Source organism: Ochrobactrum chromiisoli, from assembly GCF_026241335.1.
Lineage (GTDB): Bacteria > Pseudomonadota > Alphaproteobacteria > Rhizobiales > Rhizobiaceae > Brucella > Brucella chromiisoli.
Genome location: NZ_JAPHAV010000001.1, coordinates 687,840 through 703,758, shown reverse-complemented (window position 1 = coordinate 703,758; position 15,919 = coordinate 687,840). Strand labels below are relative to the sequence as shown.

Genomic DNA, 15,919 nt, shown 5'->3' with positions numbered 1-15,919 from the left:
CGATCTAACGGCAATCGGTCGCTTCATTTCAAATCACTGCATTGGAACGGACGGCGAATAACCACCCCGCTCTCAAACATTGAAAGTGCGATCCCCCGGCAAGCCAGCTTCTGTCTGTCCGGCATCGTGCTTCAGGAGCAAGGCAAATGTCAGACGATGTCGAACGGATAGACGTTCAGGCAGTTAACTCCCCCAAGATCCGCCTCCCTAAAAGTGGAAAGTCGCTTTATGCGGCGCGGGTCAAAATTTTCCCGAAGCGCGTGCAGGGCAATTTCCGCCGCTTCAAATGGATGATCATGTTCATCACATTGGGGATCTACTATCTGACGCCATGGCTGCGCTGGGACCGCGGTCCCTATGCGCCCGATCAGGCAGTTCTGATCGATCTTGCCAATCGCCGGTTCTATTTCTTCTTCATCGAAATCTGGCCGCAGGAATTCTATTATGTCGCAGGTCTGCTCATCATGGCAGGCCTTGGCCTGTTCCTGATAACGTCAGCGGCTGGTCGCGCATGGTGCGGCTATACCTGTCCACAAACCGTATGGGTCGACCTTTATCTGGTGGTCGAACGTGCCATCGAAGGCGACCGCAACGCACGCATGAAGCTCGACAAAGCGCCGTGGAGCTTCGACAAAATCTGGAAGCGTGTCACCAAACACGCCATCTGGTTGATGATCGGTATTTTGACGGGCGGCGCGTGGATTTTCTATTTTGCCGATGCACCAACCCTGCTCGTCGACTTTGTAACCGGACATGCAGCTCCCGTCGCTTACATCACCGTGGCGATCCTGACAGCCACGACCTATGTTTTTGGCGGGCTGATGCGCGAGCAGGTTTGCACCTATATGTGCCCCTGGCCGCGTATTCAGGCAGCGATGCTTGATGAAAATTCGCTGACTGTGACCTATAATGACTGGCGCGGCGAACCACGCTCACGCCATTCCAAGAAGGCAATTGCCGCCGGGGAAACCGTAGGCGATTGCGTGGATTGTAACGCCTGTGTTGCCGCCTGCCCGATGGGTATCGATATTCGCGATGGCCAGCAGCTAGAATGCATCACCTGCGCGCTCTGCATCGATGCCTGTGACAGCGTGATGGACAAGGTCGGCAAAGAGCGCGGTCTCATTTCCTATGCAACGCTTGCCGATTACGACTGGAATATGGCGCTGGCCACCAACAATGGCACCGCTCCGATTAATCCGGCGCGCGTTTATGAGGCACCAAACAAGTTGTCCGGTGCTGTTGAGCATCTTTCGTGGAAAAAGATCCTGCGTCCACGCATTCTGTTCTATTTCATTATCTGGGCACTGATCGGTCTGACGCTGGTGATCTCGCTTTCGACGCGTCAGCGCATTGGCATCAATGTGCTGCATGACCGCACACCGCAATATGTGCTGTTGTCCGATGGTTCGATCCGCAACGGCTATACGGTCAAGCTGCTCAACATGATCCCTGTTCCGCGTACCTTCCGGCTTTCAATCGAAGGCCTTCCGGGTGCAACGCTGACCGTGCAGGATGAAAACATCGATGCAGACGGCAATTATGATGTGCCGGTTGAACCCGACAGGCTGAAAACGCTGCGTGTTTTTGTAACCCTGCCGCATGATGCCATAACGGAGCAGCGCTCCGACTATGAAATCGAAGTGCGCGATGCAGACGGCTCTGAAACAGCCCGCTACAAAGCAACTTTCATGGCTCCAGAAATGACCGGGGAGAAGAGATGATGTCAGTGAAATCAAAAACCACCAATGGCTTCACCGGCTGGCACATGCTCGGCATTATGATCGCTTTCTTCGGTGTCATCATCGCCGTCAATATGACGATGGCTTATAAGGCAGTCAGCAGCTGGAGCGGGCTGGTTGTGAAAAACACCTATGTCGCCAGTCAGGAGTTCAACGCCAAAGCCGAAACCGGCAAGGAACAGGCAGCCCTTGGCTGGCAGTCGCAGCCCGCTTTTGCGGAAGGTGTCTTTACGTGGCGTCTTACCGATCGTGATGGCAAGGCTGTCAGCATGAGCGGCGGCACGGTCGAATTCAAGCGTCCTGTCGGCGATGCCCATGACACCAAAGTCACACTCTCCATTGCAGAAGACGGTGTTCTGACAGCACCGCTCGAACTGGGCGAAGGCGCATGGATTATGGAAGTCAATGCCGATGCGGGCCTTGACGACCCGTATCGCCACATCATCCGTGTTCTGGTGAAGGACGGGAGGATCTTATGAGTTGCTGCGTTGAAAATGCACAGATAGCCACGGTCATCCAATCGATTTCGCCAGACGAAATGCTGGTCGCAAGCCGTGCGCTCGGCGATGGTTTACGCCAGCTTGATCTCTCGGTTCCCGGTATCCATTGCGGTTTGTGCATCAAGACCATCGAACAGACGCTCGGCAAGCTGCCGGGCGTTTCTTATGTGCGCGTGAACCTGACCGCACGCCGCGTCACCATTCGTTGGAAGGATGGCGAAACGCCACCCGATGTGATCGATCCGCTCCGTCGCCTTGGCTACGAAGCGCATATTTTTGATATGGTGCAGGACAAGGACCCGACCTTCACGCGGCTTTTGATCGCGCTTGGCGTTGCAGCCTTTGCATCCAGCAATGTCATGCTGTTGTCTGTTGCGGTCTGGTCGGGGGCCGATGCTGCCACCCGCGATATGTTTCACTGGCTTTCCGGTCTGATCGCGCTACCGACACTGATTTATTCGGGCCGAATTTTTTATGTTTCTGCATGGAATGCCTTGCGGACCCGACGCGTGAATATGGATGTACCCATTGCGCTAGCTATTTCGCTTGCCTTTGGCATGAGCGTTTATGAAACGATGAACCATGGCCAGCACGCCTATTTTGACGCTTCGGTCACGCTGTTGTTCTTCCTGCTGATTGGCCGCACACTCGATTATCTGATGCGCACACGTGCACGCTCTGCCGTGCGTGGTCTGGCACAATTAAGCCCGCGCGGCGCTGTGGTGATCGGCGACAATGACGAGCGCAACTATCTGCCGGTCAATGAAATTCGCATAGGCCAGCGCATCATCCTTGCAGCTGGTGAACGTGTTCCTGTCGACGCCAAAGTGGAAGATGGTCGCTCGGAACTCGACTGTGCCATTGCATCGGGCGAAAGCGATGCGGTTCCAGTCGGCCCCGGCTCGGATATTCGTGCGGGAACCATGAACCTCTCCGCACCACTTGTCATTCGCGCAACGGCGGAAGCCAAAGATTCCTTCCTTGCCGAAATGGTGCGTCTGATGGACGTTGCCGAAGGCGGTCGCGCTTTTTATCGCCGTCTCGCTGATCGGGCGTCTGAACTTTATGTGCCGATGGTACATACAATTGCTTTTGCGGCCTTTGTCGGCTGGATGATTTATACCGGCGGCGACTGGTATCGCTCGATCTATATCGCTATCTGCACGCTCATCATCACCTGCCCCTGTGCGCTCGCACTTGCAGTGCCAATTGTTCAGGTGGTTGCAGCACGCCGCCTGTTTGAGAACGGCATCATGATCAAGGACGGCTCGGCCATGGAGCGGATGGCCGAGATCGACACGGCCGTATTCGACAAGACCGGCACGCTGACGCTCGGCCAGCCTCGCCTGATTGATCGCGGGTCAATCGATCCGAATAATCTTGAGATTGCATCTGAACTCTCACTTTATTCCCGCCATCCTTTGTCGCGGGCACTTGCTCTGTTTTCCGGAGCAAAGCCTATGACTGACTTCACACGCATTGAAGAAATCCCGGGGGCTGGCATTGAGGCCGAACTGAGTGGTACGATCTATCGGCTTGGCAAACGTGAATGGGCTGACGACAAGGCAGATGCTAATCTTTCTGATGGGCCGGAAACGTGCCTTTCGATCAATGGCGAGTTGGTCCAGACTTTCCGCTTTGAAGATCAGCCGCGCGAAGATGCGCTCGCCGCAATCGGTGCACTGAAACGCAATGGCTTGCAGCTTGAGATTATCTCCGGCGACAAAATGCCTGCTGTGAAAAAGCTTGCCGGTTATCTGGGTGTGGATACCTATCGTGGCGAAGTTCTGCCAGCCGACAAATCCCGGCTTGTGCAGGGTTTAGCAAATGACGGCCATAAAGTGCTGATGGTTGGCGACGGGCTCAACGATGCCCCTGCGCTTGTTGCGGCACATGTTTCCATGGCTCCGGCAACTGCCGCCGATATTGGCCGCAATGCTGCCGATTTCGTGTTTCTGCGCGAAAGTCTGTCTGCTGTTCCGCTGGCATTTGCAGTGTCAAAAGAAGCAGGCCGATTAATCAGGCAGAACTTTGCGCTTTCCATCGGCTATAATATCATCGCTGTGCCGATTGCGATTTTCGGCTTTGTCACACCATTGGTGGCAGCGCTCTCGATGTCTCTGTCGTCCATCGTGGTTGTCAGCAATGCGATGCGGTTGCGGGCCGGAAAACAGAAACAGCCGATGCAGACCACTGTTGCACGCGCTGTGGTTTTGAAGGAAGCGCATAAATGAGCGGACTTCTTTTTCTCATTCCCATCGCGCTTTTTTTGGGCGCGATGGGCCTTGCTGGTTTTCTATGGTCGCTCAAAAATGGCCAGTATGAAGACCTTGACGGCGCAGCAAACCGCATTCTTATCGACGATGATCAGGTGCCCGCCAAGAAAGATGAATCGTTATAACAGAATCGCGAATGTCGGTCTGAATCGTTATAACAATACACCCCTCCCCCCCCCAGCGTGATGACACGCTGCAATCTCATCTTATTCTGTTATGAGAACGGCTCTGAGATCATTGACATTGGTGCCGGTCGGCCCCGGGATAAACAGATCATCAATCGCGTCAAATGCACTCCACGCATCATTGGCATTCAACCGCGCTGCACCGTCCTCGCCAGCCTTTTGCAGCCGCGAAACAGTTGTGCCATCGGCAAAAGCACCGGCATTATCTTCCGAGCCATCAATGCCGTCCGTATCTGCCGCCAGTGCGTGAATGTTGTTATAGCCATCAATATCGAGCGCAAAGGACAACAGAAATTCGCTGTTGCGGCCACCCTTGCCGCCTTTGGCGCGGATGGTGACGGTGGTTTCGCCACCGGACAGCAAAACAACCGGCTTTTTAAACGGGCGATCACGATCCGCCACTTCACGCGCAATGGCTGCATGAACATGGGCGACTTCGCGCGCTTCGCCTTCCATTGAATCCGAAAGGATCACCGCCTCAACGCAATGACGCTCGGCTTCTTTGACAGCTGCTTCCAGCGAAACGGCAGCGGAGGCGATCACACGTATTTCGTTGTTCGCGAAGATTTTATCATCAGGCTTTGGTGCATGCGCCTTCTCGCTTTTGATATGCGCAAGCACGGCATCGGGCAATTCAAGCTTGTAGCGTCCAATGATTTTGAGCGCATCATCGCGAGACGTTGCGTCAGGCACCGTCGGGCCGGATGCGACAAAGGCAGGGTTGTCACCGGGAATATCGGACACCACCAGCGAGAAGACTTTTGCCGGATGTGCTGCGGCTGCCAGCCTTCCGCCCTTGATGGTCGAAAGATGCTTTCGCACCGCATTCATAGCCGAGATCGGCGCACCAGACGCCAGCAGCGCTTTGTTGACCGCGATTTCATCTTCAAGGGTCAGCCCCTCCGGCGGCGATGGCAGCAAAGCCGAGCCTCCACCGGAAATAAGCGCGACGACAAGATCATCTTCAGTGAGATTGGAAACGGCGTCGAACAGTCGTTTTGAGGCCACAAGCCCGGCATCATCGGGCACCGGATGTGATGCTTCGATGATCTCAATGGTGTTGCAGGGCGTGCCATAACCGTAGCGCGTGACGACAATGCCTTCGATTGGTGCGTCCTCACCCGCATGCCGTTCGGCCCATGCGCGCTCAAAGGCCGCTGCCATCTGTGCCGAGCCTTTGCCTGCACCAATCACAATTGTCCGGCCCTTGGGCTTGGCAGGCAGATTGGCACGGATCACCAGCTCAGGATCAGCAGCCGCAACTGCTGCATCAAACAGGCTTGTCAGAAACTTCTTCGGATCGGTGATGACAGTCATCAGATTCCCAATATTATTGTTGTTTGGGCGCACTATTTCCTGCCACTGAGAGAAAATCAATCACGCAACATCATGATTGGCCATGCGTTCGAGCGCGCGCACCAGTCCCGAATGGTCCAGCCCATCATCGCCATGCGCTGCGCAGGAATTAAACAATTCCTGTGCCGTTGCGGTATTTGGCAGCGAAACACCCAAAGCCTTCGCGCCCTGCAAAGCCAGATTCAAATCCTTCTGGTGCAGCGAAATGCGGAAACCCGGGTCGAAAGTGCGCTTGATCATGCGCTCGCCATGCACTTCCAGAATACGCGATGACGCAAAGCCGCCCATCAGCGCCTCACGAACCTTGGCCGGATCGGCCCCCGCTTTGGATGCGAAGACCAGCGCTTCCGCCACGGCTTCAATATTGAGCGCAACGATAATCTGGTTGGCAACTTTAGTCGTCTGGCCGTCGCCGCAATCACCAACAAGCGTGATGTTTTTGCCCATGAGCTTCAACAGCGGCAATGCCTGGTCAAAAGCATCCTGCGCACCGCCTGCCATGATGGAAAGGCTGGCATTTTTCGCGCCGACTTCGCCACCCGATACCGGCGCATCGATATATTCCGCACCCGTTTCCCTAACCTTTTTTGCAAATTCCTTGGTTTCAATCGGCGAGATTGAGCTCATATCAATGAGTGTTTTGCCTTGGCTCAAACCTTCCGCAACGCCGTTTTCGCTGAACAGGACATCCGCCACCTGTGGCGTATCGGGCAACATGAGAATGATGGTTTCGCATTCGGCGGCGACTGCTTTTGGAGTGTCGAGCACGCTCAATCCTGCACCCAGCAAGTCCTTGTGCGGCGGCTTTGAATGTTTTGAAGTGAAAAGCTGATGGCCCGCATTTTGCAAATGCTGCGCCATTGGCTTGCCCATAATGCCCAGTCCGATGAAGCCGATTTTAGCCATATCAAATCTCCCTATGCTCTAAGCCGTTCGGTTTCATCCTGTTTGAACCAGCCAAGACCTTCCTCAGTTGTGGTCTTCGGCTTGTATTCGCAGCCGATCCAGCCCTTGTAGCCAGCCGCTTTCAGCGCCTCGAACACATAGGAAAAGTTGATTTCACCTGTGCCCGGTTCGTTACGACCCGGATTATCGGCAAGCTGGATATGAGCGATCAGCGGTTTGTAGCGCTCGTAAGTCGCGATCAGTTCACCGCGCGTGCGCTGCTGATGATAAAGATCATACTGAATGAACAGATTGTTGCTGCCCACTTCATCAATGATCGACACCGCCTGCTCAACTGTGTTGAGGTAGAAGCCCGGCATATCATAATGATTGATCGGTTCGATCAGCAGGCGAATGCCGTGCTTGCCAAGTTCTCTTGCTGCAAGCCGCAGATTGCTTACAAAGGTTGCGCGCAATGCATCCGGATCGACGCCCTGCGGTGCAAGTCCTGCAAGGCAATTGACCTGCGAGCAGTTGAGCGCTGTCGCATAATCAACCGCATCGGCAACGCCGCGGCGGAACTCATCGACCCGATCCGGCAGAACCGCTATTCCGCGCTCGCCACCAGCCCAGTTACCAGCCGGAAGATTATGCAGAACCTGCGCCAAATTATGACGATCAAGCGCTGCTTTCAGCTCATGGCGGTTGAAGTCATAGGGAAAGAGATATTCCACCCCTGTGAAACCGGCTTTGGCTGCCAGCGCGAAGCGATCCATGAAGGGCACTTCATTGAAAAGCATAGTCAGATTGGCTGCAAATCTTGGCATTTCCGCCTCCCTCTCAATCTAATCTAATAAAGCCGCAATCGCAGTCGGTGCATCTTCGCCGCGCTCGGCCAACTCCTCGAACTCGACCACCTGATCGATGTCGGCTCCCATGGAAATATTGGTAACACGCTCAAGGATGAATTCCAGAACAACCGGCACCTGATGCTCGTTCATCAGCGCTTTTGCCTGCTCAAATCCTTCCGCAAACTGGTTTGGGCTTCGAACGCGGATGGCCTTACAGCCAAGACCTTCGGCAACCGCCACATGATCAACGCCGTAACCCTTTTCTGCGTCACCCGATGCATTAATGTTATCAAACGCTAAGCTGACCTCGAAATCCATATTAAAGCCGCGCTGTGCCTGACGGATCAGGCCGAGATAAGAATTGTTCACGACCACATGAATATAGGGCAGCTTATGCTGTGCGCCGACTGCCAGTTCCTCAATCATAAACTGGAAATCATAATCGCCGGACAGCGCAACAATCGGACGATCAGGATCGGCGGCGCGAACCCCAAGTGCCGCTGGCAAAGTCCAGCCCAAGGGGCCTGCCTGACCGCAATTGATCCAGTTGCGCGGGCGATAGACATGCAGAAACTGCGCACCGGCAATCTGGCTCAGTCCAATAGTCGTGACATAACAGGTGTCACGGCCAAACGCCTTGTTCATCTCTTCATAAACGCGCTGTGGTTTTAATGGTGTCTGATCAAAATGTGTCTTGCGCAGCATGGTCTTCTTGCGTTCGCCGCATTCCTGCGCCCATTGGGACCAGTCGCGCAGCTTGCCTGCGGTTTTCCATTCGGTCGCAACATCAAGCAGCAGTTTGAGCGCCTTGCCCGCATCTGAAACAATGCCAAAATCGGGTGCAAAAACACGACCGATCTGCGTTGGTTCAATATCAACATGGATAAACTTGCGATCCTTTTTATAGGTATCGACATTGCCGGTATGGCGGTTCGCCCAGCGATTGCCGATGCCGATCACCATGTCGGAGGCCAGAAGCGTGGCATTGCCATAGCGGTGGGATGTTTGCAGGCCGCACATGCCTGCCATCAGGCGATGATCATCGGGAATAACGCCCCAGCCCATAAGGGTCGGGATAACCGGAATGCCGGTGATTTCAGCAAATTCAACCAGAAGATCGGAGGCTCCCGCATTGATAATGCCACCACCTGCAACAATCAGCGGGCGTTCCGCATCGTTGAGCATAGCAATGGCCTTTTCGGCCTGTGCGCGGGTTGCCGCTGGCTTGTATGTCTCCAGCGGCTGATAAGTATCGATGTCAAACTCGATTTCAGCGAGTTGGACATCGATCGGCAGATCGATCAGCACCGGGCCGGGACGACCCGACTTCATGATATGAAATGCCTTCTGGAAAACAAAAGGCACCAGTGCCGGCTCCATAACCGTAACCGCCCATTTGGTAACGGGGGCTGCGATCCTGGCGATATCGACTGCCTGAAAATCCTCTTTGTCGAGGCGTGCACGGGGGGCTTGGCCTGTAACGCAGAGGATTGGAATGGAATCGGCAGAAGCCGAGTAGAGGCCGGTGATCATATCGGTGCCGGCGGGACCGGAAGTACCGATACACAAGCCAATATTGCCGTGTTGAGCGCGGGTATAGCCTTCAGCCATGTGCGAAGCGCCTTCAACATGGCGCGCAAGAATGTGACGGATAGAACCCCGTGCCTTCATGGCCGAATAAAATGGATTGATCGCAGCGCCCGGTACACCGAAGGCGCAATTGACCCCCTCTTTTTCCAGCACAAGTATGGCTGCATCGACTGCGCGCATTCTGGCCATGACGGCTTCCTCCTATGGAATATATATCCATTTAGCGATGCTATATGTAAAAATGGAAATTAATACCATTGTACGGAAATAAAGATTTTCAACGGAATGGAGATAATCGCCACACACTTTCGCGGTTCACGCGGATAAGGTAGTGATGAAAAACAAGGAATCGGAGGCGGCTCATGGAACAGACAAAAGCAAAGCGAGGCCGCAAGGCGGCGGAGAATGCTGTACCTTCGTCTGTTCAGGTTCTGGATCGCAGCCTCAAGCTTCTGGCGCTTATTGCCGAAAATGACGGCTCAACGCTGACTGACCTCGCGGAAGCGAGCCAGATGGCGCCTTCGACCGTGCACCGGCTTCTCTCGTCACTCGCCAATCACGGCATGGTTTCGCATGATTTGGAAAGCGGCGACTGGTCCATTGGTGTGAAGGCTTTCGAGATTGGCAATGCTTTTCGCCGTTTCCGCAAGCTTGGAACATTGGCGCGGCCATATCTCAAACAGCTGATGGAAGCGAGCGGCGAGACGGCCAATATCGGCATCGAAGATGGCGGCGACGTTGTGTTCATTTCGCAGATAGAGAGCCACGCACCGATGCGTGCCTTTTTCCGTCCGGGTCGTCGCGGACCAATCCATGCCTCGGGCATTGGCAAGGCTGTTCTGTCCACATGGTCGGATACGCAGATCGCACGCACGCTCTCTGGCAAAACGCTTGAGCGCTTCACCGAAGGCACTCTCGACACGTTACCGGCGCTACTCAAAGACATTCAAGTGATCCGGGCACGCGGCTGGTCGATTGATGATGAAGAACATACACTCGGCATGTGCTGCATCGCAGCCCCCATTTTCAACGAATATGGTGAGGCGATTGCAGGCATTTCCATTTCAGGTCCCGCTGTTCGTCTGCCCAAGAAGAGGCTCGAATATCTCGGACCGATTATCCGCGCAACAGCGGATGAGCTGACCCATGCGATGGGTGGTAAGAAGCCAGAGGAACTTTAGAACGCATCCTGAAAAGTGTGAAACGGTTTTCGGACAAAGATGCGCGTTAAAACCAACATTTAGAGCATCGATCTGATCCCCATCAGATTGAAACGCACTCTAGAGCGACTTGAGCTTAAGAAACCCAAATCGCTCTAAATATAACTGATATGTAAAATTACAATATTTCCTTCTACCTCAAGAATACAGAAAAGTTGCAAACGCATCTAGGCTCAGAACCCATTAAATGAATGGAAAAGCTCTATCTGTCTGTTTTCAAGCATTATCCCACGCAAAACTGCTTCGCACTTTTGCTGGAAATCCTCTACACAACATGGCGATCAAGAATTTTAGTATGATCTTTTTTAACGAGACAAGTAATACAATCAGTGCATGAGCTACATTTGGCTTCAGTTTTGGGCCAAGCTTCGATTGGCGGTTCATGACCGAATACATCGGCATAGAGTTCATCGAATGCTGCAACCGATTCACGCATAGCTTCCGGCGAACTACTTTCATCTGTTGGGACATGATGAATAAAATGCCCAGCAACCTGGTTACAAAATTTTTCATATTCAACAGTGAATGTTATGAAAGTATGCCATAATTCATCTACCGGCCCGCGCATGCCAATTGGGCTTTTACACACAATACTTAAACTCAAAAACCGCTTCAATTCTCGTTCATGCATTCGCGCCGTATCTATATCGATATTATTATCTTTTGCATATCTCTCTACTATTTTGTCCATGGGGAACGCATCAGCAGCCCTCATAATATCAGACAAGTTTTTTTCTTTAATATTATCAATATATGTCATAATTTTTCTTCCTATAACAATAGCTTTTCAATGAAAAAAGCCCTCTTATTATAGAAAAAATGGGGATTTTAAAAAGAACAATATTTATATAACACTTATTTACTCCATAAAATATATTAGCTTCCAGTTTACAGACATCGAAAAACACTCAAGAAAGTGCCGCCTTTAACGGCTTACCCGCCACATAGGTTTCGACGATTGCGCGATCGTCACCCAGTGTTTGCAGTAGGAACAACTCCTGCTCAAGCGTTGCGCCCGCTGCCATGCGCAGGCGCATCGGCGATGTGGCGGATGAATCAAGCACCACAATATCGGCTTCTGTACCCTCGTCGAGCGTACCGATCTTGTCTTCCATCGACAGCGCGCGGGCATTGCCGAGCGTCATCATATAAAATGACTGGAACGGATTGAGGCGATTACCGCGCAATTGCAGAACCTTGTAGCCTTCGTCCATCGTGCGCAGCATCGAAAAACTGGTACCGCCGCCCACATCGGTCGCCACTGCCATGTGCACGCCCGATGCTTTCAGGCGATCACGGTCAAAGAGACCGGAACCGAGAAACAGGTTCGAGGTCGGGCAGAAAACTGCGACCGAGCCAGTCTCGGCCATCACCTTCACTTCGCGTTCTTCGAGATGGATGGAATGGCCAAGCAACGTCTTCTCACCCAGCAAACCATAATGCTCGTAGATGCCAAGATAATCCGGCGCATTTGGATAAAGCGATTTTGTGAATTCGATCTCTTCGTGGTTTTCGGAAAGATGGGTCTGGATGAAGCATTCAGGGTGTTCGCGGGCTAGCGCCTGACTGGCTTCGAGTTGCTCTGGTGTCGAGGTAATCGCAAAGCGCGGTGTGATTACATAATCAAGGCGGTCCTTGCCATGCCAGCGGGCAATCAGTTGCTTGCTGTCATCATAGCCCGATTGAGCGGTATCACAGAGTGCTGACGGCGCATTGCGATCCATCATCACCTTGCCGCCAAGCATACGCATATTGCGATGCTGCGACGCGCGGAAGTAGGCATCGACGCTCTGCGGGTGTACCGAGCAATAGGCGACGGCCGTGGTGGTGCCATGGCGGATCAGTTCGTCCAGAAAGCGCTCAGCGATAAATTCCGCGTGCTGCTCATCGGCGAATTTCTGTTCTGCCACGAATGTATAAGTGTTGAGCCATTCGAGCAGATTGGCCGCATAGGATGCAACAACCTGCGTCTGCGGATAGTGAATATGCGTATCGATGAAACCCGGTAGAATGAGATGCGGGCGATGGTCGGCGACCTGCACGTTGCTGCCTGCCTGAGCGATTACATCGGCATAATCGCCTAAACGCGCAATGCGGCCATTTTCAACCAGTACAGCCCCATCGTCGATATAGCGATAGGATTGAGTATCATCCAGACTTTGCGGTTCGTCGCGAAAACTCAGCACACGGCCACGGATGAGAAGTTTGGTCATTCTTACTTTGCTCCAGAAGTAGCGGATTCATACCAGGATGCGAGCAGCTTGCGCTCATCGATGCTCACACCGGTCACATTGGCAGGCGGCATGGCATGGGAACGCCCAGCCTGCAAATAGATTTCGCGCGCATGGGCTGCAATTTCCCTATCATTTTCAAGCACTACGCCCTTAGGCGGCGCAATAATACCTTCCCAGCCGGGCTCCTTGGCGTGGCACATCGCGCACCGCCCCAGAACTGTGTCCCGCACCTTTTCAAAGTGCGGGTCCGAAATGAAGCTCTGTTGCAGCGATGAAATCTTCTGCTCGCTCGGCTCATCGGTGAGGATTTTTGGCACAGTCGAAAGCCACATGATGACGATGAACAAGAGCACTGTCACAAGCCATGTCCATGTCGGATTGCCTTTGCGAGCATGACGCGTGTTGAACCAGTGGCGGATCGTGACGCCCATCAGGAACACCAGCGAAGCGATGATCCAGTTGAATTCTGTTCCAAACGCCAGCGGATAGTGGTTCGACAGCATCAGGAACAGCACAGGCAGCGTCAGATAGTTGTTATGGGTCGACCGCTGCTTGGCGATCTTGCCGTATTTCGGATCGGGCTTGCGGCCGGCGATGAGATCGGCCACCACAATTTTCTGGTTCGGAATGATGACCATGAACACGTTGGCAGACATGATCGTCGCAGTGAAAGCACCCAGATGCAGGAAAGCTGCGCGACCCGTAAACAGATGCGTATAGCCCCAAGCCATCATCACCAGAATGGCGTAGAGAATGATCATCAGGAGCGTATCGCTCTTGCCGAGCATCAATTTGCAGATGGTGTTATAGGCAATCCAGCCAAAAGCCAGCGAAGCAATCGAAATAGCGATTGCCGTCGGCGCCGATACATCGAGCACATTCGGGTCAACCAGATAAAGATCTGCACCCGCATAATAGACGATGCAGAGCAAAGCAAAGCCCGACAGCCATGTGGCGTAGGATTCCCATTTGAACCATGTCAGATGCTCGGGCATCTCCGCGGGGGCAACCAGATATTTCTGGATGTGATAGAAACCACCACCATGAACCTGCCATTCTTCGCCATAAGCACCAACGGGTAAGCCGGGACGCTGGCGAAGCCCTAAGTCCAGCGCGATGAAATAGAAAGACGAGCCGATCCACGCAATCGCAGTGACCACGTGTAGCCACCGCGCTGCAAAGCCCAGCCAGTCCCAGGCCACAGCAAGATCATACATCCGGCACTCCCATTACTCGTTCCCTTGTTTGTTAGTTTATTATTTGCCAAAGCTTTGCGCCTGTGTGAACGTCGCATCAAGACCATCACTTTCAAAAAAATATATACAATGGTGGAACAAGCGCATGTCTTATCTTGATAATCTGCGTGTTTTTGTGCGCGTTGTCGAATTGGGAAACTTGTCTGCGGCAGGTCGCGACCAGCGCGCATCACCCGCTGTTGCAAGCAATCGAATCAAGGAGTTAGAGAAGCATCTCGGTGTGCGTCTCTTCAACAGAACCACGCGCAAACTCACACCAACCGAGCATGGACGCGTTTTTTATGACGGTGTGGTTAAAATACTGGAAGCTGTAGACGAAGCCGAAGCCGCTGTCGCAGAACTCGCCAAAAATCCAAAAGGATCGATTCGCATTACAGCGCCATTGGGGCTGGGTCGCAGACTGATCGCCGCGGCAATTCCGGAGTTTCACGACAAATATCCGGACATAGAAGTGCGCCTGCGACTATCTGACCACGAGATCGACATCATGAGTGAAAGCGTTGATGTTGCTTTCAAATTAGGCGTTCTGGAAAATTCCAACTTGCGGATGCGCGGCATTTTAAACTGCGAACGCGTGATCTGTGCAGCGCCCGCATATCTCGAAAAACACGGCACGCCTCAATCGCCGGATGAGCTGTTGGGCGATCAACATGATTGCCTTCTGCTGCGCTTTCCCGGCTCAAAAGAGTATTTCTGGTCGTTGCAGACACCGGAAGGCCTGCGCAAGTTTGAAGTCACCGGACCTTACGACTCCGATGATGGCGACGTATTGACGCAATGGGCGCTGAGTGGACGCGGAATCATCAACAAACCGCTGTTTGAGGTGAAGGAATATATCCGCGAAGGGCGGCTGGTTCCAATCCTTGAAAGCACGCCTCCTGCATCCATCCAGCTCGCTGCGATCTATCCGCACAAGCGGTTTCAGGACCCGAAAGTGCGCCTGATCATTGATTTCATGACAGAGCGCTGCCAGCGGCAGATCAAGGAGATTTTGGCTTAAACAAGCTGTAGAACCTTGGTGGAAGTCAGAACAGCAGTCAGCACTTCCGCCGCAGCCAGTGCGGCAATGACTTCCGGTCGCTTGTCTTTCACAAGCGCCCCGCCAACTGGGCATATGAGATTTTCAAATAAATCATCGCTGCCCATTTCTCGTTTCAACCAGCTTTTGAAAGTGGCTTTCTTGGTCTTCGAGCCGATCATGCCGACATAGACCGCATCGCCGCGCTGCAAAGCCTCGGCAACGATCAGAAAATCCAGCGCATGATCATGGGTCAGCACAATAAAGCTGCTTGCCGGAGGAGCCGAACGCACCACCTGTTCCGGCATGGCCGCAAGACAGGTTTCAACGCCGGGGGCATCAACCGCCATCAGTTCCGCTTCACGCGTATCCACCAGAATTACCCGCACAGGTGTCAGCGACAGCGCATAGGCCAGCGCATCGCCGACATGGCCGGCACCGAAAATATAGACATGCGGGCGGGTGGCAATTTCGGCATCGACTTTGGCAATAAGGTCTTCTGCCAGACCACGATTAACCCGCCGGAAGCTTAAAGCCACGCGACCGCCGCAGCATTGGCCAATTTCAGGGCCAAGTGGAATATCCATAGGCGTATCCCTGCCGCCAGCAAGAATTTTTCGGGCGTGGTCAATCGCCATATATTCGAGTTGCCCGCCACCAATGGTGCGGAAGATCATATCGCGCGCAACAAGCATCCACGTGCCCACGTCTCGCGGGGCAGAGCCTTTAACGTCCGCAACTTCCACCAGCACACAATCAGGGCGACGGTTCAGAAAATCCCGAATATCGTCCCGCCTGCCCGACAT

At 53.4% G+C, this 15,919-nt stretch carries 14 protein-coding genes; 6 read left to right on the top strand and 8 right to left on the bottom strand.

Translation table 11 applies throughout. The annotated features are described in order from the left end of the window. The first annotated feature begins 146 nt into the window (after positions 1–146). Genes ccoG through ccoS form a run of 4 tightly spaced genes read left to right on the top strand, consistent with a single transcriptional unit; the run spans position 147 to position 4,643 of the window. Complete coding sequence (gene ccoG, locus OPR82_RS03305) at positions 147–1,724, top strand: cytochrome c oxidase accessory protein CcoG (RefSeq protein WP_265983013.1); 1,578 nt, start codon at positions 147–149, stop codon at positions 1,722–1,724. After that, entirely contained in the window at positions 1,724–2,221 is a 498-nt protein-coding gene (locus OPR82_RS03300; protein WP_265983840.1) for a FixH family protein, read from the top strand. The genes ccoG and OPR82_RS03300 overlap by 1 nt, the downstream gene beginning before the upstream one ends. Further along, positions 2,218–4,476, top strand: a complete 2,259-nt coding sequence (locus tag OPR82_RS03295; protein WP_265983012.1) for a cation-translocating P-type ATPase — start codon at positions 2,218–2,220, stop codon at positions 4,474–4,476. The genes OPR82_RS03300 and OPR82_RS03295 overlap by 4 nt, the downstream gene beginning before the upstream one ends. Then, the gene (gene ccoS, locus OPR82_RS03290) at positions 4,473–4,643 is read left to right on the top strand and encodes a cbb3-type cytochrome oxidase assembly protein CcoS (protein ID WP_265983011.1); all 171 of its coding nucleotides are present in this window, start codon (positions 4,473–4,475) and stop codon (positions 4,641–4,643) included. The genes OPR82_RS03295 and ccoS overlap by 4 nt, the downstream gene beginning before the upstream one ends. 81 nt (positions 4,644–4,724) lie before the next feature. Here the strand turns inward: ccoS and OPR82_RS03285 are convergent, their stop codons facing one another. Genes OPR82_RS03285 through gcl form a run of 4 tightly spaced genes read right to left on the bottom strand, consistent with a single transcriptional unit; the run spans position 4,725 to position 9,574 of the window. Then, the gene (locus OPR82_RS03285; RefSeq protein ID WP_265983010.1) at positions 4,725–6,020 is read right to left on the bottom strand and encodes a glycerate kinase type-2 family protein; all 1,296 of its coding nucleotides are present in this window, start codon (positions 6,018–6,020) and stop codon (positions 4,725–4,727) included. Between the two features lie 60 nt (positions 6,021–6,080). Further along, positions 6,081–6,965, bottom strand: coding sequence for a 2-hydroxy-3-oxopropionate reductase (locus tag OPR82_RS03280; RefSeq protein WP_265983009.1), 885 nt, complete (start codon positions 6,963–6,965; stop codon positions 6,081–6,083). Positions 6,966–6,976: 11 nt separating this feature from the next. Then, positions 6,977–7,771, bottom strand: coding sequence for a hydroxypyruvate isomerase (hyi, locus tag OPR82_RS03275; protein WP_265983008.1), 795 nt, complete (start codon positions 7,769–7,771; stop codon positions 6,977–6,979). A gap of 18 nt (positions 7,772–7,789) precedes the next feature. After that, positions 7,790–9,574 carry a glyoxylate carboligase gene (gcl, locus tag OPR82_RS03270; protein ID WP_265983007.1) on the bottom strand — a complete coding sequence of 595 codons (1,785 nt, stop codon included), beginning with the start codon at positions 9,572–9,574 and terminating at the stop codon, positions 7,790–7,792. A gap of 173 nt (positions 9,575–9,747) precedes the next feature. On the opposite strand from gcl, the gene OPR82_RS03265 reads away from it, so the two are divergent. Further along, complete coding sequence (locus tag OPR82_RS03265) at positions 9,748–10,566, top strand: IclR family transcriptional regulator (RefSeq protein WP_265983006.1); 819 nt, start codon at positions 9,748–9,750, stop codon at positions 10,564–10,566. A gap of 304 nt (positions 10,567–10,870) precedes the next feature. Here the strand turns inward: OPR82_RS03265 and OPR82_RS03260 are convergent, their stop codons facing one another. The 3 genes from OPR82_RS03260 to OPR82_RS03250 all read right to left on the bottom strand — a co-directional run bounded on the left by OPR82_RS03260 (position 10,871) and on the right by OPR82_RS03250 (position 14,056). After that, positions 10,871–11,365, bottom strand: a complete 495-nt coding sequence (locus tag OPR82_RS03260; protein ID WP_265983005.1) for a glycine-rich domain-containing protein — start codon at positions 11,363–11,365, stop codon at positions 10,871–10,873. 148 nt (positions 11,366–11,513) lie between these two features. Continuing rightward, complete coding sequence (guaD, locus tag OPR82_RS03255) at positions 11,514–12,818, bottom strand: guanine deaminase (RefSeq protein WP_265983004.1); 1,305 nt, start codon at positions 12,816–12,818, stop codon at positions 11,514–11,516. A 2-nt stretch (positions 12,819–12,820) separates the two neighbouring features. Continuing rightward, positions 12,821–14,056, bottom strand: coding sequence for a urate hydroxylase PuuD (locus OPR82_RS03250; protein ID WP_265983003.1), 1,236 nt, complete (start codon positions 14,054–14,056; stop codon positions 12,821–12,823). 124 nt (positions 14,057–14,180) lie between these two features. Here OPR82_RS03250 and OPR82_RS03245 point away from each other — a divergent pair, with 124 nt between their 5' ends. Then, positions 14,181–15,095 carry a LysR family transcriptional regulator gene (locus tag OPR82_RS03245; protein ID WP_265983002.1) on the top strand — a complete coding sequence of 305 codons (915 nt, stop codon included), beginning with the start codon at positions 14,181–14,183 and terminating at the stop codon, positions 15,093–15,095. Here the strand turns inward: OPR82_RS03245 and xdhC are convergent. Further along, positions 15,092–15,919, bottom strand: coding sequence for a xanthine dehydrogenase accessory protein XdhC (gene xdhC, locus OPR82_RS03240; RefSeq protein WP_265983001.1), 828 nt, complete (start codon positions 15,917–15,919; stop codon positions 15,092–15,094). The genes OPR82_RS03245 and xdhC overlap by 4 nt on opposite strands.